The 23,681-nt window shown below is 44.7% G+C and carries 21 protein-coding genes; 6 read left to right on the forward strand and 15 right to left on the reverse strand.

All coding sequences use genetic code 11. The features are described from left to right. The first annotated feature begins 48 nt into the window (after positions 1 to 48). Positions 49 to 192 (forward strand): hypothetical protein, encoded by a 144-nt coding sequence (locus G3R49_RS11230; protein ID WP_167869696.1) that lies wholly within the window; start codon positions 49 to 51, stop codon positions 190 to 192. Here G3R49_RS11230 and G3R49_RS11235 read toward each other — a convergent pair. Then, positions 189 to 836, reverse strand: coding sequence for a Type 1 glutamine amidotransferase-like domain-containing protein (locus G3R49_RS11235; RefSeq protein WP_167869697.1), 648 nt, complete (start codon positions 834 to 836; stop codon positions 189 to 191). The genes G3R49_RS11230 and G3R49_RS11235 overlap by 4 nt on opposite strands. A 129-nt stretch (positions 837 to 965) precedes the next feature. Further along, entirely contained in the window at positions 966 to 2,798 is a 1,833-nt protein-coding gene (locus G3R49_RS11240; RefSeq protein ID WP_245335352.1) for a bifunctional diguanylate cyclase/phosphodiesterase, read from the reverse strand. 596 nt (positions 2,799 to 3,394) lie between these two features. Between G3R49_RS11240 and G3R49_RS11245 the strand changes: the two genes are divergently transcribed. The 5 genes from G3R49_RS11245 (at position 3,395) to G3R49_RS11265 (ending at position 6,441) form a co-directional block, all read left to right on the forward strand. Then, complete coding sequence (locus G3R49_RS11245; protein WP_130601833.1) at positions 3,395 to 3,712, forward strand: DUF2007 domain-containing protein; 318 nt, start codon at positions 3,395 to 3,397, stop codon at positions 3,710 to 3,712. A gap of 136 nt (positions 3,713 to 3,848) precedes the next feature. Continuing rightward, entirely contained in the window at positions 3,849 to 4,208 is a 360-nt protein-coding gene (locus G3R49_RS11250) for a rhodanese-like domain-containing protein (protein ID WP_167869699.1), read from the forward strand. Positions 4,209 to 4,215: 7 nt separating this feature from the next. Continuing rightward, positions 4,216 to 5,127 (forward strand): bifunctional precorrin-2 dehydrogenase/sirohydrochlorin ferrochelatase, encoded by a 912-nt coding sequence (locus tag G3R49_RS11255; RefSeq protein ID WP_167869700.1) that lies wholly within the window; start codon positions 4,216 to 4,218, stop codon positions 5,125 to 5,127. A gap of 212 nt (positions 5,128 to 5,339) precedes the next feature. Continuing rightward, positions 5,340 to 5,882: a YaeQ family protein gene (locus tag G3R49_RS11260; protein WP_130601839.1), complete on the forward strand. Its 543-nt coding sequence runs from the start codon at positions 5,340 to 5,342 to the stop codon at positions 5,880 to 5,882. 70 nt (positions 5,883 to 5,952) lie between these two features. Beyond that, positions 5,953 to 6,441, forward strand: coding sequence for a GNAT family N-acetyltransferase (locus G3R49_RS11265; protein WP_348633926.1), 489 nt, complete (start codon positions 5,953 to 5,955; stop codon positions 6,439 to 6,441). A gap of 256 nt (positions 6,442 to 6,697) precedes the next feature. Here G3R49_RS11265 and G3R49_RS11270 read toward each other — a convergent pair whose 3' ends face one another. The 13 genes from G3R49_RS11270 to G3R49_RS11330 form a co-directional block, all read right to left on the reverse strand. After that, complete coding sequence (locus G3R49_RS11270; protein WP_167869701.1) at positions 6,698 to 7,099, reverse strand: rhodanese-like domain-containing protein; 402 nt, start codon at positions 7,097 to 7,099, stop codon at positions 6,698 to 6,700. A 95-nt stretch (positions 7,100 to 7,194) separates the two neighbouring features. After that, entirely contained in the window at positions 7,195 to 7,425 is a 231-nt protein-coding gene (locus G3R49_RS11275) for a DUF2892 domain-containing protein (protein ID WP_245335336.1), read from the reverse strand. A 17-nt stretch (positions 7,426 to 7,442) separates the two neighbouring features. Next, on the reverse strand, positions 7,443 to 10,706 hold the full coding sequence (locus G3R49_RS11280; RefSeq protein WP_167869702.1) for an efflux RND transporter permease subunit: 3,264 nt from the start codon (positions 10,704 to 10,706) through the stop codon (positions 7,443 to 7,445). Positions 10,707 to 10,708: 2 nt separating this feature from the next. After that, the gene (locus G3R49_RS11285; RefSeq protein ID WP_245335337.1) at positions 10,709 to 11,899 is read right to left on the reverse strand and encodes an efflux RND transporter periplasmic adaptor subunit; all 1,191 of its coding nucleotides are present in this window, start codon (positions 11,897 to 11,899) and stop codon (positions 10,709 to 10,711) included. Positions 11,900 to 12,242: 343 nt separating this feature from the next. Then, the gene (locus G3R49_RS11290; RefSeq protein WP_167869703.1) at positions 12,243 to 13,514 is read right to left on the reverse strand and encodes an OmpP1/FadL family transporter; all 1,272 of its coding nucleotides are present in this window, start codon (positions 13,512 to 13,514) and stop codon (positions 12,243 to 12,245) included. Between the two features lie 750 nt (positions 13,515 to 14,264). Further along, entirely contained in the window at positions 14,265 to 15,728 is a 1,464-nt protein-coding gene (putP, locus tag G3R49_RS11295; protein ID WP_167869704.1) for a sodium/proline symporter PutP, read from the reverse strand. Between the two features lie 311 nt (positions 15,729 to 16,039). Next, positions 16,040 to 16,747 carry a DUF3379 domain-containing protein gene (locus G3R49_RS11300; protein ID WP_167869705.1) on the reverse strand — a complete coding sequence of 236 codons (708 nt, stop codon included), beginning with the start codon at positions 16,745 to 16,747 and terminating at the stop codon, positions 16,040 to 16,042. Beyond that, positions 16,740 to 17,303, reverse strand: a complete 564-nt coding sequence (locus G3R49_RS11305) for a sigma-70 family RNA polymerase sigma factor (protein ID WP_130601849.1) — start codon at positions 17,301 to 17,303, stop codon at positions 16,740 to 16,742. The genes G3R49_RS11300 and G3R49_RS11305 overlap by 8 nt, the downstream gene beginning before the upstream one ends. Before the next feature lie 318 nt (positions 17,304 to 17,621). After that, entirely contained in the window at positions 17,622 to 19,244 is a 1,623-nt protein-coding gene (locus G3R49_RS11310) for a BatD family protein (RefSeq protein WP_348633924.1), read from the reverse strand. Continuing rightward, complete coding sequence (locus G3R49_RS11315; protein ID WP_167869706.1) at positions 19,241 to 21,253, reverse strand: VWA domain-containing protein; 2,013 nt, start codon at positions 21,251 to 21,253, stop codon at positions 19,241 to 19,243. Before G3R49_RS11315 ends, G3R49_RS11310 begins: the two co-directional genes overlap by 4 nt. Beyond that, complete coding sequence (locus G3R49_RS11320; protein ID WP_130601853.1) at positions 21,250 to 22,248, reverse strand: VWA domain-containing protein; 999 nt, start codon at positions 22,246 to 22,248, stop codon at positions 21,250 to 21,252. The genes G3R49_RS11315 and G3R49_RS11320 overlap by 4 nt, the downstream gene beginning before the upstream one ends. Further along, positions 22,242 to 22,748: a DUF4381 domain-containing protein gene (locus G3R49_RS11325; protein WP_167869707.1), complete on the reverse strand. Its 507-nt coding sequence runs from the start codon at positions 22,746 to 22,748 to the stop codon at positions 22,242 to 22,244. The genes G3R49_RS11320 and G3R49_RS11325 overlap by 7 nt, the downstream gene beginning before the upstream one ends. Then, a complete protein-coding gene (locus G3R49_RS11330) occupies positions 22,745 to 23,677 on the reverse strand; it encodes a DUF58 domain-containing protein (RefSeq protein ID WP_167869708.1) in 933 nt (310 codons plus the stop codon). Before G3R49_RS11330 ends, G3R49_RS11325 begins: the two co-directional genes overlap by 4 nt. Positions 23,678 to 23,681 lie beyond the last annotated feature (4 nt).

The raw sequence follows: 23,681 nt of genomic DNA on the forward strand, positions 1-23,681 counted from the left end.
TGAGTAGAGTACTTGTCGATTTGAGCTGAGTCGTTAAGGACTGTCTCATTGTCATATAAACGCCATTATACCCTTGAGCAAAGCATGGGTAAATTAGCAGGCGCAGGTATTGGTGAAGCAGGTATTAATCAGCAAAGAAGCATCAATTCAGGTCTGAATTCAGCTCTCAAGATAGATAAGGACTGCGCTTAGCCAATGACCATCGGCTGGCCAAAATAACTCACAGTGTCATTGGTCACCACTATTGCATCATCGTCGCTACACAATACCACCGGGTGACTTAGTTGTTTCGTAAACGCTTTGGCCTGAGTTTGTTCATCGAGACTTTTGCTTGCGTGAGGGCTAAAGAGCTTGTCGATTAAACCTAGGGCGCAAGTATCTTGAAGCCCTATGCTATTTTCATCTCCACATAAGCTGGCTTGCGCTATGTCTGGACTCATGATCATCGCACCCGCACTAACACCAATCAGACATGTGCCACTATTGGCCAGTTCTCGCAGCATAGGCAGTAAGTTTTGCTGTTTTAGCCAGTGTAAAAAACGATACGTATCACCACCAGATAGATGAACTATGTCAGCCTGATACAGCATTGCCAACTCTACATCACTTAGAGGTTGCTCAATCTCAAGGTACTCAATGTGATTTATCCCAACGCTTTTATAGAATTCAGCTGTTGGCGAGAAAAATTGCTTTGTAGCATCCGGTGCAGAGGCGATATAAGTCAACTTGAGCTCAGATATGCGCTTATCTGTATTGTTACTTAAGTGCTGGATAAGCTGGGTGATAGCTTGTTTGCCGTTTGCAGAGGTGTTTTGGCTGAGTAGCGCTAAGTACATTTGAGTCCTTTCATTGTGTCGTTTTAGATAGTGTTACAGGCAGAGCAGTTACTGCCTGTTAGGTAACGCTCTGGGTTATGCTTTTAAAACAAAGCTTTTAATCAAAGTATACGAATCAACTGTTAGCGATTAAAGCTCTTTAGGCCTTACTACGCTAGTCCCAGTCAGTGCTAGGTGACCAAGGTTTTTGCTGATCACATTAGCACCAACCTGATGTGAGGTTTCTGGGCGGCTGATGAGATAGCCTTGCACACAATGAATACCAAGCTTTTTAACTAACTGAAACTGCGAGGCAAGCTCAACACCCTCGGCAACAATCTTAAGGTCTAAGTTTTTGCCCAGTTCGCTAATAGAGTTAAGGATCTTTTGATATTTAGGGTTAATGTTGGCTTGGTCGATGAACAGACGGTCAATTTTGATCACATCAACCGGCAAGTTTGCCAGTGTCGATAGCGAGCTAAAGCCAGTACCAAAATCATCAATAGCGATTTGCACGCCTTCATCGCGCAGTTTTTGTAGGTTATTGGTGACTTCTTCAGAAGCATCAATAAAGCAGGATTCGGTGATCTCCAGCAGCAAAGCGCGTGGTGGCAAGCCGACTTTATTAAGGGTATCCATTACCCAGCTATGTAGTGGTAGGTGTTTGAGTTGTACCCCTGAAATGTTGATCGACATGCGCACCTTGTTCATACCGGCTGCATGCCATGCTGACATCTGCCGACAGGCTTCAAACAAAATCCAGTTACCTAGCTCAAGGATAAGGTTAGACTCCTCGGCAATGGGGATAAACTCGGCTGGAGAAATGGAGCCTTCAATTGGGTGATTCCAGCGTAGTAGGCATTCAAAATAATCAATGCTGCAATCTTCAACGCGCACGATGGGTTGAAAAGACAGGTGAAAGTTCTGGCTTGCCATTGCTAGGCGCAATTCTTCAAGTAAGTAGTGGTAGCGGCGGATTTTACTGCCCATCTCAGGAGAATATACTCGGAAAATGCCGCGACCATCGGATTTGGCTCGGTACATAGCAACGTCTGCCATTTGCAGCAGAGCATTGGGGTTTGACGCGCTATCTGGGTATACCGCAATACCGATACTTGCACCAATTTTGATGGTTTTATTTCCTAGCACAAAGTCGCGCTCAATTTCTTGCAGCACATTTGTAGCGACTTCAACCACGCCTTTATCATCAATAATATCTTGGATAAAAATCGAGAATTCATCGCCACCTAGTCGTGATAGGTTTAGCTCAAGTTGAGTGATAGGACTTACTTTGCTCAAGCCATGGTTGCGCACTACAGTTGCTAGGCGCTCGGCAACTTGAATCAATACTTCATCACCAAATGAGTGACCGAAAGAGTCATTTACCTGCTTAAAGCCGTCGAGGTCAATGAACAGCAATGCTTGGCGACGGTTGAATTTTTGCGCGTCAGCAAGTTCTGTTTCTAAATGCTCAAGATAGGCGTGACGGTCGGCAAGGCCGGTTAATTTGTCTTGAAAAATACTGATCTGATTTTGCTGCATACTGGTCAGCACACTTTTGTGAATTTCGATCAGAGATTGATTAAGCTTAGCAATAGGGTTTTGCAGCTGGATTGGTGCCAGTTCAATTTTGTAAATATCGAGTAGTTTGTCAGCTTGCTCGTTTACTTGTTTCAGTGAGGAGTTAAGTTTGCGGGAGGTTTGCGCATTAATATAAAACGGCACAGCAAAGCCAATAATGATAAACAGTAATAGCGGAATATTACTAAACATCATTACTTCTTTTAAAATATCACTTAGCTTGACCGCATCAACAACACCTTGCTGGCTTTTGTCCAACACTGCATAAAAGCCATGATTGTTTTTTACAATGTCATAATCCAGCAGGAAAAATCCTACCAGTTCAGAATTAACTTTCTCTACTTGATTGAGATCTATACGTTGAATTTTAGGATGGTAATCTTTGTTTTGTAACACGCTCATTCCTTGGCTGAAGGCCAGGACGAAAATGAAATAAGCGGCTGCAATGGCGCTAAATACACTCAGCAGAGTTTTAGAGGTGCGCATCATAATAATCACTGAAGTTGTGCTTGTGTTGAGAAATAGTTAACACTTTGACTGTAAAAGGATTATAGATTAACCATTTTGCCAATTCAATTGACTTGTTGATGCCTTAAACTTAATAAAACATGTTAAATGTTCTTGGCTGGATTTGTTAATCGTAAGATGTATCAATTTCCCCTAATCGGCTAGGTTTACCATGTCTAGCATTGATAATAGCTGTAGCTGTTTTTCCTTTAGTACCCATATTGCGGTTGATACAGATGTTAATTTTGATATCGGTGTAATTGATGGGGAGTCGAGGAGGAAGGACTTCTTTTACAAACGTATGGATTAGATTTGTATTTTTCTCGGCAATTGCTTGCAAATAGTTTTACTGGCTGATTTTTGTGCACTTTACCGTTCGGAAATCGTACCTGCTGAGTATTGTAAATCAACATCAGACTCTCGACAGCAGCAATCGAGACGGTTAGGATGAACAAAATTTGCCAATAAGAGCAATGCAGTTAGGATAACAAATGGAAAACAGAAAAGTCTTGTTAACAGGCGGGAATCTACTTCAAGCACACACATGGAAGGGCTTGCTTGAAACCCGTGGGATTGCAGTTGAACTCAAAGGTGAGGCGCTACTTGGTGGTGTGGGCGAATTGCCCGTTGATATGCAAAATGTTGAGCTATGGGTCGAGGCCGCTCACTTAGAAGCTGCGCAGTCATTGCTTGAAAATCATCAAGTTGAGCGTCCACAATGGAAATGCGTGCAGTGCCAAGAGCTTAACCAAGGTAATTTTGAGCTTTGCTGGCAATGCAGCGCGCCTAAGCCAAAGGTTTGTAATTAGCGACGGAGCTTTACTCCTAAATGAGGCTATTGTTGCTAGCGGAGGCTCTGTAGTTAATATTTGCTGACTCAAGCTAAGTCTCAGATATTTCCAAGATGCTAATCTTCCCCGTTTATTACTATTGCAGGTCAAAAATATGCAGCACTCTCCAGGTTTTGTCGCACTTGTAGAATCAATTCGCCCCCTAGTTACTGAAGTGACGCTTGATGAACTCAATGCTATCACGTCAGTATTATTAATTGATGTACGAGAAGATCATGAGTGGGCACAAGGGCGCTTACCAAATGCTGTGCATCTTGGCCGCGGTATTATTGAACGAGATATTGAGCGCTTGTATCCAGATACCGAGCAAACAATTGTCCTTTATTGTGGTGGTGGTCACCGCTCGGTGATGGCGGCTCATCATTTAAACAAGATGGGCTATAGCCAGGTTAAATCGCTCATTGGCGGTTACAAGGGCGCTATAGCCGCAGGCTTAAATGTGGTAACGGAGTAATCTGCAAATGCAGTATTTCCCACTGTTTGTTGATACTAGCAAGCTTAAGGTGCTGGTGGTTGGTGCGGGTGATGTGGCCAGTCGCAAGATAGATTTATTGGCTCGTTCACAAGTTAGTATTTTAGTGATTGCGCCTGATGTTAGTAACGAGATACGTCAATATCATCGCCAAGGAAGAATAGAGCTTATAGAGCGCGAAGTGCTTGAGGCTGACATTAATGATGTAGATTTAGTTTATCTTGCTACCGCAAATAATGCCCTGAATTGCCAGCTATCTATAATCGCTGCTCAGCGCAAAATTTGGGCGAATGTGGTTGATAATCCTGAGTATTGCCAGTTTATTACGCCATCAATCGTCGATAGAGGTAAGCTCACGATCGCGATTAGTACTTCAGGCGCCGCGCCAGTATTTGCTCGCACTATCCGCGCTAAACTAGAAGCCATGTTGCCGCGCTCGCTGGCACCTTTATTTGATTTTGTTGCCACTAAGCGCCAACAGGTGCAACAGGCGTTACCTGAGGGCAAGTCGCGGCGTTTATTTTGGGAACGGTTCTTTAAACTCAATCAAGAGCGCTTTGATGAGCAAACCCCTTATCATTTTGACGCCGCGTTTAATGATTTAAGCGCGGCAGGCGAGTTGTTGTTAGTTAATATTGATGCCCCTGCAGATCTGCTACCAATGGCGGCTATGCCATTATTGCAGCGTATTGATACCGTATGCTGCGACAGCGCGATTCCGAGTGGGCTTAATGAGTTGTTTCGCCGGGATGCTGAGCGCAGCGAATTATTGCTCAAGAGTGATATTAGCGCGCGATTAGCTTCAGGTGAGCGTTTGTTAATTATTGCCGATGTGCAAGTCATTAAAGAGTTAGTTGCTCACTTCCCAGAAGCTAAGCATATACGTCCAGGCCTGATTTAGTTTTTTAAAATGACTTCCCCAAACCTTAGAGTGTTCTTAGGCGCTCTCTTTTTTGGGGGCTGTTAGTATTTTAGGCAGTTATGTGAAACCGTTTAATCCGTTCAGCCGCTGACCCGCTAATTCAGACCCTTGGCTAACTTTACCGTTAGCCCAATTTGGCACTTCGCGGTATCATCGGGTCAAGTTTTTCTCTTTCCCCGTTTAGGATCTTCATGGCTTTAAAATCCACTGTTTTCAAAGTATCTCTACAAATTGCAGATATGGTACGTCACTATTATTGCGATCATAGTTTGACGTTGGCACAGCACCCTTCAGAAACTGATGAGCGCATGATGGTTCGCTTGCTGGCTTTTGCGTTAAATGCCTCTGAGACATTGAGCTTTAGCAAAGGGCTTTGTGTTGATGATGAAGCAGAGCTTTGGGACGTGAGTCTCTCTGGTGAGGTCGACCTTTGGGTTGCCTTTGGTCAAAGCGATGAGAAATGGCTGCGTAAAGCGGCTGGTAGAGCTAAGTCTGTGGTGCTATACACCTATGGAGGGCGCAGCGTACCAGTTTGGTGGCAACAAAATCAGGCGGCATTAGCACGCTATCAAAACCTCAAGGTGTATAACATTCCAGAAGATGCGGTAACGGCAATGGCGCAGTTTGTAGACCGCAATATCGAGTTAAGCGTCACCATCACTGAAGATGAAATCTTGTTAGCAAATGCTGAACACAGTTTGTCTGTTGAACTGGAAGTGTTGAAAGCCGAGTAGTCATTGCATTAAGGTTCTTTAGCTCAACTTTAAGTTAGCTAGTAGGTTAGCGTAGGAGCACAAATTGGATGTGATATTTCGCAAAGCAACTCGAGAGGACGCGCCAGCGGTATTTGATATTCGTAACCGCGCTATTATGGCGTTATGTACCAAGGCGTATCCAGTTGAGTTGATGCAGCGCTGGACATCTGGTGATTTGCCAGAGCAGTTTATTGCTGATTTAGCAGCCCATGGCTATGTGCTGACCGATGCGAAACAAGAAAAAGTGTTAGTGTCTGGCATGCTGGTGGCGAAGACTGATGAAACAGACATCGGCTTAATTGATGCGATATTTACTGAGCCAAACTACACAGGCACAGGCTTAGGTTTTCATATGATGAAGCGCTTAGAGGCGCTGGCAAAAGGGCTAGGTATTAAACGCTTACAGCTGGATGCGACCTTAAATGCCGCTGGGTTCTATCGTCGCTGTGGTTTTAAAGGTGAGCAGCAAAGCATTTATCACTCTCCCCGTGGATTTGACCTTGCCTGTATTCCAATGCATAAGCATTTAAGTGATTGAACTTATACCAATTAGCACAAGAATGTGATCATTCTTACTGGTTGCTTCTTATTGGTAAAAATGGCTTATAACTTCGTTAGAAATTTTGTAGGTAGAACAAATAGCTAGCTGCAATTTCTGCCTTGTTCTAAGCGATTTTTTCTGCGTAACCTCTAATCACTTATTTATCCTAATTGGTATTAAAAATACAAAGCCAAGCAGTTAGCTTGGCTTTGTCATGATTTGTATTAAATCAGGTGAGTGCTGGTTCTTAACACTATTGTTTAAGCGTATTGGCTTTTACTTTTAGCATCGGCATGTAGCCGCCACCATTATGGCTATTGGTAAACCCAGCTTTGATTAGTTCATTGTGGGCGATACCGCTTCGACGTCCGCTGCGACAATAAAGCACTATGTCAGTATCTTTAGCGACACCGAGTTTGGCCAAGCGAGACACAATAAACTCAAATGGAATGTTTATCGCATTATCAAGGTGACCTGCTGCAAACTCTTCTGCGGTTCTTACATCAATGACCATAGCGCCATTAGCAATTTTATCCCATGCCTGTAACTCTCTGCTGGGCTCAGATGCTTGTGCAAGATTAGCCCAAATGATTAACAGTACGCATGCAAGGGTTGCAAACATGCGAGTGTTGAGAGATTGCTTAAATAACATCATTAACTTAGTCCAAAAAGTTGCTACATCCAATGGGGTATTACTTTATCGCATCAGCCTGATGTTTGACCATTACTTTATCTCTTTAGCTGGGCTTGTTATTCCGGTTTTGTGGCTGCCATTTGTTCTGCAGTTTTTACACCAAGGGCTTTCATAATCATTGCCGCAGGGCAAAAGCCAGTAAACACGCTTTGTAATAAGTTAACGCCAATAAATACCGTGAACCACACAAAAAGTGGGTGAACCCACACGGTTAATGCTACAGAAAGCAATATCATTAATGCAGCAAAGGCCATGATGCTTTGTTCAAGATTTAGCTTGTAACTCATAGTGTTCCCCTTATTCATTAGGATTGTTTTGCTTGGTTGTTAGTTCGTTTATGCATCCAGGCGTAATACAGCACTGGAATTACAATTAGTGTTAAAACAGTTGAAACGAATATGCCGAAGATCAGACTGATCGCCAGACCGTTAAAGATGGGGTCGTCAATAATGAACAGCGCACCAATCATAGCGGCAAAGGCGGTGAGCATAATTGGCTTGGCTCTTACTGCACTTGCGTTGATGACAGCTTGCTCCAACGCTATACCTGCTTGTTGCTGACTATGGATAAAGTCGACTAGCAAGATAGAGTTGCGCACAATAATGCCAGCGAGGGCGATCATGCCGATCATTGACGGCGCAGTGAATTGCGCGCCTAACAGAGCATGACCAGGCATCACGCCAATGACTGTCAGTGGAATAGGCGCCATGATGATCAGCGGCACCGAGTATGATTTAAATTGAGCGACCACTAACAGATAAATGGCTATCATCCCAACAGCGTAGGCAATGCCCATGTCGCGGAAAGTCTCATAGGTTATTTTCCATTCGCCATCCCATAGCACAGCAACTTCGGTTAGCCCCTGTGGCTGGCTAGCAAAGTGCTGCTCAATAGACAAAGGTGTTTGTGGAACATTCAGCTGACCGACCATATCAAACATACCGTAAAGTGGGCTGCCAGTAGGGCCCGCCATATCCGCCACAACCATGATCATTGGGCGCATATTCTTATGAATAATGGTGTTATTGATATTGCCTTGGTTGATGCTGACAACCTCAGCTATAGGGATTGCTTGGCCCTTATTATCGTTGACCGTTAGGTTTAGCACCCGCGAAAAGTCACTTTTATCTGCATCGGTTAATTGCAGTTTGATAGGCGTCGGTTGTTTGCGCTCTGTTTGATATAAATAACTGGCTATATTGCCATTAATCGCGCTATCGACCGTATTCACCACATTTGCAATCGATACGCCCAGCAGCGCGGCTTTGTTGCGGTCAATACTTAGCTGCCAGCGCTGCTGCATTTCTGGCAGATAGATGTCGACATCGACTACATGCTCGGTTTGTTTAAAACCGTGGTAAATCATATTTGCAGCTTGCTCGCGCAGCTCAGCGGTTGGGGCATAAACTTCAGCGACAATAGGCGACCAAACTGGCGGCCCTGGTGGCACTTCTACAACTTTGATATTGGCGTTATAGCTTTTACCAATTTGTTGCAGTGGCTCGCGTACTGACATCGCAATGTCATGACTGTTACGCTCGCGCTTGTCTTTTGCCACTAGATTAACCTGTATGTCTCCCAGCTCCTGACTTTGTCTTAAAAAGTAATGTCTGACTAAGCCGTTAAAGTTAATCGGCGAGTGGCTACCACTATAAAACTGTAGGTGCTCAACCTCTTCAACCTGTGTTAAATACAGCCCAAGTTCTTGCATTAAACGTTGCGTTTGCTCGACGCTAGTTCCCTCTGGCATATCAACAATCACTTGAAACTCAGACTTGTTGTCAAAAGGCAGCATTTTAAGCACCACAGCTTGCATATAAGGCAGAGAGACTGCGATGGCGATAAGTAGCACAATTGCACCTGCCATTAGTTTTCGAGCTGTTTTGCCGTACTTTGGATGCAAAAATGGGCTAATTAGTTTGCTAAATAGCGTAAGCATTTTGCCTGATGCTGTATCGGGTGCTTGTTGCTCGTGATGCTGATTTTGTTTGTGAATTAGATTTTGCTCGCCCTGATGCTGATGGGGTTTAAGCCACTTGTTACTTAGCCAGGGCGTCATAACAAAGGCTATAACCAATGACAGCAACATACCCATGCTTGAGTTAATTGGAATAGGACTCATATAAGGGCCCATGAGGCCAGAAACAAACGCCATAGGTAACAGTGCTGCAATAACGGTAAAGGTGGCAAGAATGGTCGGGCCGCCAACTTCATCCACAGCTTTAGGGATGAGTTTACTTAACGGCTCGTTACTCAGTGCCATGTGGCGATGAATATTCTCAACCACGACAATGGCATCATCAACCAAAATACCGATTGAGAAAATCAGTGCAAACAGTGAGATACGATTTAAGGTAAAACCCCAAGCCATTGACGCAAAAAGAGTAAGAGCAAGGGTAATGATAATGGCAACACCGACAATTGCAGATTCGCGGGCGCCCATGGTTAGCAGCACTAACAGCACAACTGCCACTGTGGCAAAAATCAGTTTAAATATCAGCGTATTGGCTTTATCGCCGGCGGTAGCGCCATAATCTCGTGATATAGCCATATTGATATTATCTGGCACCAACACATTGTCGATAGCAGTTAAGTGTTGCTTGATTTGACCAGTAATATCGACAGCATTTTTTCCTACTTGCTTACCTATGGCGATGGTTACCGCATTATATTGCCCAGTTTTATCGGCATGGATAACAAGTTGTTTTGGCGTATCTGGGCGCAGAGTGATCTCGGCGAGATCTTTAAGATAGACACCGTTTGCTAATAGGTGCTCAGTGTTTTGCGTGACAGAAATAAGTAGGTTCTTGACATCATCAACAGATTGCAAAAACTCACCCGTTTGCAATTGAATAACCTGATTGTCCTGGGTAAATTCGCCGTGAGTTGAAATCTGGTTGTTTACTCGCAGCACTTGCGCGATGTCGTTAAAGGCCAGTTGGTGCTGGCGCAGCTTGTTTGGGTCAAGTTTGATATTTAGTGTTTGCTCGGCTAGCCCTTGAGTGTAGATTTCGCGCGTACCAGGAATACGCTTGAGCTCAGTTTCAACAACCTTAGCAACATCAGATAATTGCTGCGCGCTGACGCTTGGGTCTTTCGACCACAGAGTTAAACCAAAGATTGGTACATCTTCAATGCCGCGCGGTTTGATCAAAGGCTCGCCGATACCAGCAGCCTGGTTGAATTTGTCCTTATTTGAATACAGTTGGTTATAAATTTTGATGATGGCTTCATCACGTGGAATGCCCACCTCAAAAATAGCGATGATTAATGCTCCATCGGGTTGAGAAAATGAATATAAGGTATCGATGCCTTTTATCTCTGAGATCAGTTTCTCTGCCGGCAAAGTGACTTGATTGGCAACTTGCTCTGGCGTTGCACCAGGATATGGAATGAACACATCTGCAAAGGTAACGTCTATTTGCGGCTCTTCTTCTTTTGGTGTCACCAGCACCGCAAATACGCCAAGTAACAGACCAAGAAGTGCAAGTAGCGGCGTGATTGCACTTAGTTGAAATAGGCTAGCGATTTTGCCGGAAATCCCCATTGTTGCATTGTCATCTTGCATGGTTACTCTCCTTTGCGCGCAGCTAGTTGCAATAAATAAGCGGACGCATCTTCAATGATTTGATCTCCCGGCTTTAGTCCAGAAATAACCATGCGTAGATTAGGCTCACTTTCACCCTGCGCTGAAGTTAACCGCTCCCCCAAACGCACTTGTGTAAGTAAGATTTGCTCGTCGACTTTTAAATAGACTGCTGTTAATTCATTGACCTGATGAATTGCCGAGTTAGGGATGCTGATCACTTGCTGAGCTGCACTGCGATAACCCGCTTTAAGCCATTGCCCTAAGTGAACTTGATTTTGTGCTGCATTATTTACATTGAAGTTAGCGCGCACCTGATGTTGTTGGTTCGCTTGGGAAAACTCAAACACGTTGAAGTCACTCGTTGTTAGCGTTGCTTGCTTGTTGGCTGTTATCTGTGAGCCAAGGATAATTTCTATAGCTTTGGCTTGTTTTAGCTCAGAGAGTTGAGAGTTAGGTACGTAAAAGCTAACCCTGAGCTGTTTGTCGTCATAGCCAGAAAATAATGCTTGGCCATAAGCAATGGTTTCGCCTTGTTCCACGTGTCTTTGGGTGACGCGGCCGCTAAAGGGTGCTGAAACAGTTGTGTAATTTAGGCTTTGTTTTGCCTTAACAAGCTGCGCCTTAGCTGCGGATACAGCTTGCTCAGCGGTGTTAGCCGCTGCGATGGCTTCATCCATTTGTCCTTGAGAAATCGCGCCTTGAGGAAACAGCTTGTCAAAACGTTTTAATGTCGCCTGAGCTTCTTGGTTAATGGCCTTAGCTTTAGCAAGTTCTGCTTGGGCTGTGCCAAGCTCAGCAGCTTGCTCTTCACTGGTGATTTCAAGCAGTGGTGAACCCGCTTCGACTAGGTCATTAACATCATAATGTACCGCAATGACTCGCCCTGAGGTTTGTGCAGATACCGTCGCCGCTTTTGTTGCCTCAACTTGTGCATTGAAATAAACCGGTTTAGTTATTTCAACCTCTTTGACAGTCCAGATAGCGAGTGGCTTGGCGACAACGCTGTTTGATAGCGTTGTGAATGCAGCAAGCACAATTAGCAGCAAAGGAAAGCTCAAGCGTGCAAGCCCTGGTAATGGGTTTTGACTCGATAGTTTGTTATTTGCATGTTCGATTGCGCTCGCTGTCATTTGCTGTTGGGCAATGGCGTAACGAGTATTTGACTGCTGCATGATGGCTTACCTAACTTTGATTACTTGTTTAAAGTCTATGAGAAAATTCTAATGGACTTTAAAGGTGGCTGCAATCAATTTATGAGAAAAATCTAATGGACTTGTGGGTGATGATTGAAGATTTGGTTGTAGCGTTTTGTTTTTATGAGAATTTACAAAGGATTTGTTGTAGGTTTTATCAACAGAATAAGACTTAACTTATATAAACAATGACGAATCAAGGCATTGCTGAGAGCTGAGTTGATGAAAAGATTTAACTGTTGCAGAAGATCTGCGGGGGTAAAAAACAAAAAGCCGCTTGCGGTGGCAAGCGGCTTAATAATTCTATTTGTTCAGCTAAAAATTAGAAGCTGTGGCTGTACTGAAGACCGAAGTAGTTAGCACCAGACTCAGTGTACGCGCTCGTTTGACCAACGATAGCACTTTGCTCAATAACGTGAACTTTTTCGCCTTTCACTAGGGTATAACCTAGATCAATAGAAGACTTGTCGCTGATGTGGTAGCTAGCACCAACTGAGTACCACATACGGTCTGAATCAGGGATAGACAGTGATGAAATCTCGCCTACGACACCTTGGTCACTTGCGATACCTGCACGTAGAGTCCAGTTGTCACTTAGCTCGTAAGTACCACCAACACTTAGGAACCAAGAGTCTTTCCAGTTGTATTGCTTGATTGCTGCTTCACCAACTAGGCCGTCACCACCAGTTACAGAGATCTTGTCGAACGCGCTCCACTGAGTCCACTGGGCTGTGTAGTGAATAGCGAACTTGTCAGTTAGCTTGTGGTAACCAGCAAGTTGTGCAATGTCAGCCATTGGAATTTCGATTTCGTCGAAGTTCTCTGGTGCAACTAGTAGTGGGTTGTACATGATGTCACCAGAGGCTTTCATGGTTGGGCTAAAGCGGTAGCTTAGGCCAATGCGGTTGTCATCGTTAAACTCGTAAGTTAGACCAAGAATACCGCCAAATGCATAACCGTCTGCATCTACATCAACTAGGTTGATTGGCACAGAACCACCGCCAAGATTTACCTCACCATTTCGGGTAAGTTTACCTGCACCGTGAATGATATCGACACCCGCACCTAGGCTCAGAGCATCGTTAATGCGGTAAGACACGCTAGCATTTAGGTTAACTGTAGTAACTTCAGTGTTACCTAGTAGATCGATTGGTGTGTTAACGTCTTGGTTAGCGTTAAGTGGAGATAGGTCTGTACCAGTACCATAGTTACTGAATGCACCAAAACCAAATGCAAACTTGTCGTTTACAGGCATGATGAAGTAACCATTTGGAATAAACTTGCCGCTTGCAGCGTTATCTAAGCTACCTAGGTGCTGGTCGTTTCCGAAAGGGTCAGTGTACTGAACATCTGATACTTCAACTTTTACGTCTGCGTAGGTTGCGCCAAGAGAAACGGTTGTCGAGTCAAATAGTGCCATTGCTGCAGGGTTGCGAGCAAGTACTGATGCATTGTCAGCGATGACTGCGTCACCTGCCATTGCGCGGCCTAGGCCAGTTGCTGATTGGCTGTTTAGCTGGAAACCAGCTGCGAAAGTTTGCGTGCTTGCTAATGTAATAGCAGCCGCAAGCAGAGTCTTGTTGAATTTGGTCATGATACTTCTCACCGTTTTATAATAATGTGTCAGTCTTATTGCGTAGTCGCTTTGATGCTGACACTTTTTAATTGAGCGCATCTTAGGTAACCGCATTGACTCGATCAAGTCCGACCAGTGGTTAATTTTGTTAAAATTCAGTTAATTAACTGAGGTAGATTGATTAAAAAATAAGTTCTAGTTTCAAACTACAATAAAATCTGACTTAAAACCGCGACTTACATGCGTAAGGCGATTTATGCCTCTGTTGATAAAATGTGAACGCAGGCTAAAATTCCAACAGTAAAAAAACGTAAAAATTTATTCTTAACTCTAGTGCTTTTACTCTAAACTCAATCACTTAGCGTATTGTAGCGAGTGCTGGTTTAATTTGGGCTTATAAAGGTGTGGCTGATATAGATGTGGCTAATGAGGTGTGGTTAGATACAGGGTTAAGCAAGGTGTTGAAAGAGCTAATTTTCACTATGTTCATCAACGTAAGTTGTTACCTTCAATAGGTGAAATTACTATTGAGTTAGTACTTTGGCTGAACTAACCAGTACCAATTATCAATTGCCGCGATAGCTATCCTAAGGATACCTGTATCTGGTTGCCCACAATGCAAAAATAAAACGAGCGCTACTTAAGTAGCGCTCGTTTTTTTAATTGTTAAGGTTTAAACAATCAAGGTATCAAACCTACAAGGTGCCAAATACGAAAGGTTCTATGTATCTGTCCCCCCACAATAGCTAAGTGTTAATCAGCTCGCGCTTAGCTGTGCTGCTTCAATGATTCATTGAACTGATTAAATGACTGACTCACCTGCTCATTAGCTGGAGACAGTTTACTCACAACAATACCCGCAAGGGTTGCTAGGATGAAGCCTGGAACAATCTCGTAAAGCTCAAATATACCGCCACTTAGTTCTTTCCAAACCACCACAGTAATGGCACCAATTACAATGGTTGCCACTGCGCCGTTGCGGCTGTAACCCTGCCAAAACAGTGCAAGTATGACCACTGGTCCAAATGCTGCGCCAAATCCTGCCCAGGCATAACTCACTAGGCTAAGTACGCTGCTTTGCGGGTCTAAGGCGATAATCACGGCGATAACTGCGATGGCAATTACGCCAAAACGCCCAACTAGCATCAGTTCTTTATTGCTGGCTTGTGGGCGGATCCATTTACGGTACACATCTTCTGTGATCACGCTTGAGCAAACTAATAGCTGTGAGTCGATGGTGCTCATAATTGCTGACAGAATCGCTGCGATGAGGATACCGCCAATCCAAGGGTTAAATGCTGCATGAGCCAAGTGAATAAATACGGTTTCTGGGTTTTCCAGTGCAGAGTCTGCAAAATACAAGGTACCAGCCAGACCGGTAGCCAATGCGCCGATTAGTGATACCACCATCCAGCTCATGGCGATACGGCGAGATACAGGAATATCTTTAGCGCTACCAATTGCCATAAAACGCGACAAAATATGCGGTTGACCAAAGTAACCTAAGCCCCAGGCTAATAGTGAAACCAGACCTATGATGGTGGTTTCATCACTAATAAAGCTCAGCATCGCAGGGTCTAATTGAGTTAGGTTCTCTTGTACTTTGGGCTCTGAAAAGATGGCGACTGGCACAATTAACAAGGCGACCAGCATTAAACAACCCTGGAAAAAGTCAGTCCAGCTTACCGCAAAGAAACCGCCAACAAAGGTATATGCGACGATAATTACTGAACCAATGAGCAGGGCTAGGGTGTAATCAAGGCCAAAGACTTTTTCAAATAAAATTGCGCCGCCGACCATGCCTGATGACGTGTAGAAGGTAAAAAATAGTAAGATTGTGATAGCAGCGACAACCTTTAATAGACCTTTGCTGTCATGGAAACGATTCTCGAAAAAGTCGGGTAGGGTGAGGGCGTTATCAGCTAGCTGGGTATAAATACGTAAGCGTTTTGCTACAAATAGCCAGTTAAGCCAGGCGCCAAAAACCAATCCAAAACCAATCCATGCTTCGCCTAAGCCACCTAGGTACACAGCGCCGGGTAATCCCAGCAATAACCAACCTGACATGTCAGATGCGCCAACGCTTAGCGCAGTTACCGCTGGGCCCATTTGGCGACCACCAAGGATGTAATCGTCAACAGTATCTGTCTTACGGTATGCCCAAAAGCCAATACCAATCATGAGGGCGAGATAACCAATAAAGGTTATAAGGATAGGCGCTTGAATTTCCATATTGTTCTCGTTTTGTGGGAATTGCTGCCATGCTAGCAGAAGTTAGTCGCAGTTCACACTTTTGCGCCATTAGGTGACATAAAAACAAACAGCCGCTCAAGTGAGCGGCTGTTTAATCGAGTTGACGTTATCAAGCTTTGTTTATGGCTTATACCAATTGGGATAAATAAGTGATCAGAGGTTACGCAGGTAAAATCGCTTAGAACAAGGCGGAAATTGCAGCTAGCTAGTTGTTCTACCTACAAAATTTATAACGAAGTTATAAGTGGTTTTAACCAGTAAGAATGATCAAATACTTGTGCTAATTGGTATTAAATGAAGGTTTGCTCAATCTCTTTTTGAACTTGCTTCAAGTCACTGCCTTGTTCGCCCACAAGTAACATGTATGCGTCGGCAGACTCAAAGCCCATACCTTGATACTTGTCATCAGCAAATTTCTCTTGCAGCTGCATGCGATTTTCAACCGGCACGATAAACAAGGTCACTTTATTGCCTTGATTGTCATCCATTACCAAATGCAATGATTTCACACCTTGAAAGTCACAAAAGGTGGTGTAAAACACTCGTCCTGGTTGGTCGGTAAATTTGGTTTGCTCTAAGCCTGAAATGCTTGCCAACTTAAAGTTGATGTCGTTGAAGTTAATATCACGCTCAGAAGCTAATGCCTTTGGCTCATGGTACACATGGGCTATGGCATGCTCACCTAAGTTTACAGGGGTAAACTTCAACATACTAAAGCTAAGACCGACAACAAATGCTACAGATGCGGCCATTGCCATTAGGTAGCGAGTGCGCTTTTTCGTCTCTTGGTGAGTGTTGAGCTGTTGGCGCAAAATCAGCTTTTCAGCTAAATCGTCCGGCACATCAATATTAAGCGCAGCATCGAGTTTGGCATCGAGTGCTTTTAAGTCCTGAACTAGCTTAGCGTCGTCAGGATTGTTATTTAGGTGCTCGATAAAGTCCTGTGATTGATCATTAGGATCACCATAGGCTTGGCGTCGAAATTGTAGATCATCCATTGGCTTTACCTCTTACTTCTGTTGGTTCTAGCGCATCTTTTAATTGGTTACGGGCTCTGAATAATCGAGTCATCACCGTATTACGGTTAAGTTCTAACATCTGCGCGATTTCGTCTCCGCTAAAGCCACCAATAAGCTGCAATAGCAAAGGTTCACGATATTCAATGTCAAGTTTACCAATTTGCTTACGCAACCAGTATTGCTCCGTTTGTTCCTCGTTAGTCGATGAAAATACATCTTCGAGTTGTTCCTGCTCGACATCACTATAGTCAAATTGCTTGCGCTCGAAACGGCGAGCGTTTTCGCGGCGCAAAATAGTGATTAACCATGACTTAGCCGCCTTGTCGTCTTTTAAAGAATCTAAAGCACGCCAAGCCCTAAGAAAGGTTTCTTGAGTGATATCTTCTGCGACCTGTTTATCGCCACAAAGCCAATAAGCGTAGCGGTAAATGTCGCCATGAAGTGCCCTGACAAGGCTATCGTATCGTCGTTGTTTACTTACCATGTCAGATAAGACCGAGGCATCTGTCTTTTTCTTTCGCAAACTATCGAACATTTTTTAATTATTTTAAAAGCAAGATGTTGGTTAGCTTAAAACGAAAGTGGTTAATAGCAAGTAAAACTTGTTAAAAGATACGGTATGGGGCTGAGTATTTTAGTGGTTTAGGCACGTTGTAAACGAATTCCCGCTATCGCACGGAACTATCATGAGGAACTATCGTAAATAACTAATGCGAGAAACTGTAGTCAGTAAGTTTATCAAATAGCTCTCACGAATAACTCTCTCGAACAACTCTTATAGCAAGCTAGCGTAAATTGGACTTACGCTAGCTTACTCTTGTGAAAATGCTCTGCAAATGAGTAGTTAACGCGCTTAAGGGTTAAGCGGCGCGACGGCACTAGCAGTTATGCGGCGCTCGCTAGACTTATAACCTTTTACTGCGTTAATCAGTTTTTGACTATCAATACCTTGCGGCGTCGCTGAATACTTGGCTGCTTGCAGTTGTTCTATAGCGGCTTTTAGTTCTGGTGAAAGGGCGCTGATCTGATTTAGTGTCACAGGTTTGTCTTGCATGGCGCTAAAGTATTGTTGCAAGGCACGTAAAATCTGGCTGGCATTTTGTTGCTTACAGGCTTTGGTCAGTGCCAGTAAATCAGCTTGATTGTGTTGCTCATTATCAAGTTTTGGAGGCGTAGCTGATGGTTGTTGCTTACGGGCATTGAGCCACAGTGCAGTGCTAATCAACCACAACAGGGCAAAGGTTGCACTTACCCAAGGCCAGTAACCAGCACTGACTTGCTCAGTTTGTACATTTGTAATTGGGGTCAATGGTGCTGAGGTATCACCCGCTTTAATGGTGATGACCTTTGCCGGAAGACGAGCATACTCTTGCTTATGAGTACGCGGATTCCACCAAGGCACTACAACTTCTGGCAAGGTAAACTCGCCTGCTTTGGTTGGCACAATGGCAGTAGCAATACTGTATTGCGAAACCACCTGACCCTGCCTAACAAATGAGTGGCGTACTGGCTTTTCAGGGTACGCTTTTAGGCCAGATGGCAAAGGCATGTCGATATCTGGAATACTTGATTCATCACTGCCTGTTACCGTGAGGGTAATGGTACGAGTGATTGGGCTACCTACGCTAAAGTCGCCGTCAGTTGGCCACTCTTCTTGCAACACGGCAATATCTGCCACTAACCATTCACCTTGATAGCTAGCTGGAGCTGACTTAATGTCAATTTGCATGTCATCTGCTTGGCTACGCATCGGTTTGCTTTCGTTAAAGCCAAACATACCACCGCGTCTTGGCGCTTCCACCAAAATGTCGCCGTTAAAGCTGGCACCTTTGATCTCAAGTGGGCCCGGCAGATCAGCAATAATGCCGTAGGTACGTTCAATCACTCGAAAGCGGCGACCATTGATAATTTCAGTGCCGTCTGTATCTTCGCCAATTTGCTTTACCTGAGCACCCTCAACTTGTGGAGAGTTGATTGCACCGCGTTGCAACTCAGCAGCAAGGTACAGCTTCACTTTGTAGGTGATTAATTGGCCCACATAGGCAGAATCAACGCTTGCCGAAGCGCGAATAAATAAGTCTTGCACTTCATCAGTTTGCGTACCAGGTGAGGCGACTGTTAGCTCAATGGGTTGTGAGCTTACGCCATTGATGGTGAAAGCAGGAATGGTAACTTGGCCAGATTGCTTCGGTGATAAGATCACTTGCCAGCGAGTTTCTTTGCTCGTTTTAAAGTTAATCATTTTAGTGCTTCGACCAACGCTAGTACGGTTAACGATAAAGTTGTCGAGCAAAATTGACGGGTCGAAAGCGCCAGCACTCAAGTCATCGTCAGCTGTTACCGTGAGTACAAAATATTCACCAACAACGGCTGGATTGCGGTCAACGCTTGCTTGTACTTGAGTGACTGCATGGGCTTGTAGGCTGATAAACAAACTGCCTGCAAATAACATCAGGCTTAAAACGATTCTGTTCACCACTGTTGTGTTTCCTTTGGTAATTGGCGGTTTTGACGACGTTTTTGATATTCCAGCTGCATTTTATTGCGAATGAGCACTTGTGGATCTTCGCTAACCGCACGTAATGCACGCTCCATTTCAACTGGCATGGCGTTTTCATCAGCAATAATTGGGCTTACTGCAGCTTGCTTCTCACCATCTTCGTTCATCTCAGCTTGCTGGGCATTCGCTTGTGTTGACTGAGCTTCCTGTTGCTCGCTTTCTGATTGTTCAGACTGAGTTTGATTTGCGCTTTGTTGCTTACTTTGACTGTCGTCTTGTTGCTCAGCATTTGCCTGCATCTGCGCTTCATTATCAGTTTGTTCATTAGCGCTTTGCGAGCCAGTTTGCTGCTCGTTATTTGCTTGCGATTCGTTGGATTGCTGGGTGTCACCGCTTTGTTCATCGCTTTGTTCATCACTGCCGCTTTGTTGAGACTGGTTTTGTTCAGATTGCTGTTGTTGTGACTGCTGATCCTGACCTTGTTGTTGCTGGTCGCTTTGGCTCTGATCACTTTGGCTTTGACTGTCTTGGTTTTGACCGTTTTGTTGGTTCTGTTTATTACCATCGCTTTGCTCTTGGTTATCGCCGCCGTTACTCGATTGCTGGTCGTCTGAAGCCTGTTGTTGCTCTAGCAAAGACTTGGCTAGCTCAAGGTTTTGCTGAGCCTGCGCAAAATCTGCCTGTTGCTTTAATGCTTGCTCATAGCGGCCAATCGCATCTGCATACTTACCCAACTGCATTAGGCTGTTGCCTTGATTGTATAAACCGTTGGCAGAAGAATCTTGCTCAAACAGTGACAGGGCTTGCTCATAATTTCCTGCTTTGTAGTGACTACTCGCTTGCCAGTTACTTGAGCTGAATTTATCAGCAGCTTGTTGGTAATCCTCGGCATCAAAAGCTTGTTGTGCCTGTTGGTCGCGGGTTTGCCATAGGTCACCCCAAAGGTTTGCTTGAGCATCATGGCTTATGAATAGCGTTGTGCTTAAAAGTGTGGCGGTCACTAACGGCAGTGATAGCTGAAATAATCGTTGCCTGAAGTTAATCGCCAAAGGTAGCAATAACAGCAGCGCTATATAAGGGCCGAGATCTTCCCAGGCTTCGCCTGAAAACTCAGTTTCGCTGGCTTCACCACCAGTATCAAGCCAATCTTTAATGGTGCTTATGTCTGAGCCATCGGCTTGCATTGGCACTAAAATGCCGCGATTGTGCTGGGCTAGCTTGTTTAATAAGTTAAAGTCAGTTTTGGCAACGACTACCTCATTTGTACTGTCTCTTAAAAACTGGCCATCAGGCAGTTTTATTGGTGAGCCGTGCTCAGTGCCAATGGCCATAATGCTTAGGCGATAGGGTGATTTCAAACTGTTGTAGGCATCATCAAACTGATTTGACGATACACCATCAGTTAGCACTATGATGTCGCCTTTTTGATGTCCGCCTTGTTGCAACAATGCCTGAGCTTGTTCAAGCGCTGCAGCGAGATTCGATCCGCGCACTGGCATGATTTCAGGTGCGAGCGTCGGCAACAAGTTAAGAATGGTGCCTTTATCTTGAGTGAGCGGGCTTATCACAAAGGCATCACCCGCGTAGGCAATCAGCCCTGTGTCACCTTCATTTAACGCATCAACCAAATCGGTCGCGCGAAAACGTAAATGCGATAAACGGTTTGGACTCAAATCATTGGCGTACATAGATAATGACATATCAAGCACAATGACTCGCCCTTGCTCTTTGGCAAATACTGGCAGTGATTGTTTAGTGACCGCTGGGCCTGATAGCGCCACGATGGCGATAATCCAGGTCGCAAGCATCAACCATTTAGGTTTGCGGGTTTCGAGTTTGTTGTCGCCGATAAGAGTTTGGGTTAAGTGCGGCGCAATATAGTTATCCCAGGCTGATGATGTCGCCACCGCTTTTGAAACGTAGACGAAAACAGCAATAGCGGGAATAAGTGCCCACAGCCATTCTGGGCGAATAAAGTGGATCATAGTGCTTTGTCTCCCTTGTATGAGTTGCGGCGCAAACGCTGCAAATTAGGGAGTAATACTTGTAAAAAGCTTAGGATTGCTAATAAACCCAGAGGCAAATAAAACAGCTCGGTCTTTGGGCGGTAATTCAAACTTTCGCGGCTAACAGGCTCAAGCTTGTCGATTTCTTGATAAATAAGATCTAGCTCTTGAGCGTTGCGGGCGCGGAAGTATTGACCGTTAGTCATTTTCGCCAGCTCGATAAGTTGGCTTTCATCAAGGTCGAATGATGGATTCACTCGTTCGGTGCCAAACACTGTGCGCCTTTCCATCACTTCTGCGCCTACACCTACGGTATATATGGTGATGTTGCGCTCTGCGGCAATATTAGCCGCTGTTACTGGGTCAATATTGCCAGCATTATTGGAGCCGTCGGTAAGCAACACCAGTACTCGGTTACTCTCTTTTAGCTTTTCAAAGCGCTTTACGGTCAGTGCAATGGCTTCACCGATAGCAGTTTGCTTACCCACTAGGCCAATTTCAGCTTCGCGTAAAAACTGAGCCACTGAGCGTCGGTCTTGCGTCATTGGCGCCTGCAGATAGGCGTGATCGGCAAACAGGATTAGACCAATACGGTCGCCTTGGCGGCGCTCGATAAAATCGCCCAATACGTGCTGGATTAAGGTAAAGCGATCAACTTTGCGACCATTTACCGTCATATCTTCAATTTGCATACTGCCAGATAAATCGACAGCTACCATTAAATCTCGACCGCTTGCGGGGATCTCGATTGGCTCGCCTAGCCATTGCGGTCGTGCAAGCGCACTTAGCAATAGCAGCCATAATATCCAGGCCAGTTTAGGTTGACGATGTTTGGCATGGGTCGACTCAATCGCCTGATTTGACTCGATACCAGGCAGCGATAAGTGGCCACTTTGAGCTTGTTTGTGTTTTGAGCGAATGAGCAGGGGCAAAGGCAGTAAAACCAGCAGCCAGAGCCAAGCAAAGGTTAGCATAGCTTTGCTCCTTGTTTTGGCTTGATATCTGTTGGAATAGTAAATGTCGTTTTGCTGGTAATGTAGCTTGTAGCAAGTTGCTTGAGCTGCACTGTTTGCTCAGTGTTCAAACCTTGTTTTTGATAGCGCATGTTCAGCAATTTACCAAGCTGGCCTTGTTGTGCTGGCGCCATGCGAGCATCTAAGAACTCAGTCCACTTGGCGCCGCTTAGATTTGCCACTTGCTCACGGGGTAAATAGCTCAATGCTAGGCGTTTAAGTAAAGCATTAACCTGTTGTGGGTAGTCTGCAGCACTGTCGTTAAGTTGGTTAAGTAGCGTAAGTGTCTGCTTTTTAGCGGCATTAAGCCTACGCTTTTTTCGCCATGCAAGAATAAGATAACAAAGCACAGTGATAATGATTGCAAGGACAATCCAGTAGCCATATGCAATTGGCCAATTATGAATTGGCTCTGGCAACATAATGTCTTGCATTTGTGCAAGTGGAGATTGAGGTGTCATGAACGTAGCTTATCCAGTTGTTGGCTTAAAGGCTGCGCTGAGTCAATAAACCTTGGTCTTACTTTTAACTGCTGCATTAGGTCGATAAATTTGTTTTGCTGCGCCTTTTGACTGGCAAGCCAAAACTCATAGCTTTGGCGGTTAAGCATTAACTTACGGTTACCATCTTTAACTGGCAAATTGAACTGCTTAGGAAGCGAAGCTGTGCCTTGACGGATCGGATCAGTAACAACAAAGGTGCCGACATCGCAGTGGCGAGCAAGCTCAGTTAGTGGTGCTAAACACTTATCAGAAAAGTGTTGTCCGTCGGTGATAATCCATACCAGTGAGCCGGGCTTAGCGATACGTTGTAGTCGCTGACAAGCTTTAAATAAGTGGTCAGGGTCTTTGTCTAGTTGCTCAAATTGTTTCAGTTGCTTGCTATGCACCTCAATTAACCCAGAGGTGAGTTGCAAAATACCTTGCTGGCGGCTGCGAGGTTTTAGCTCTAAATGAGCGGTTTCACTGGCAATAAGTCCGCCAAGGCGATCGCCGTGATTAATTGCGTTCCAACCTAGCGTAGCGGCGAGGTGGCTTGCTTGCACCGATTGCAAAAGCAGCTGTGAGCCAAAGTATAAACTGTGGCTCAAGTCGACAAACAGCAGAATAGGGCGCTCACGCTCTTCAATAAACAATTTGGTATGGGCGACACCAGTGCGCGCAGTAACGCGCCAATCAATGGTTCTGACATCATCACCATTTTGATAATGACGCACTTCGGCAAACTCCATGCCGCGACCTTTGATTAAGCTATTACGATGGCCTGCTAATGCCGCTTTGGCGCGTGACTTTCTATCAGGAATTGCTTTTGAAATCGCCTGACAAGCAATCAGTTCTTGCTCGTTTAGATTGATGCCATCGGCAAATAAAGGAAACTTAACCGAGCTCATTACT

Origin of the sequence: Shewanella sp. WXL01, assembly GCF_012263345.1 — a bacterium.
GTDB lineage: Bacteria > Pseudomonadota > Gammaproteobacteria > Enterobacterales > Shewanellaceae > Shewanella > Shewanella maritima.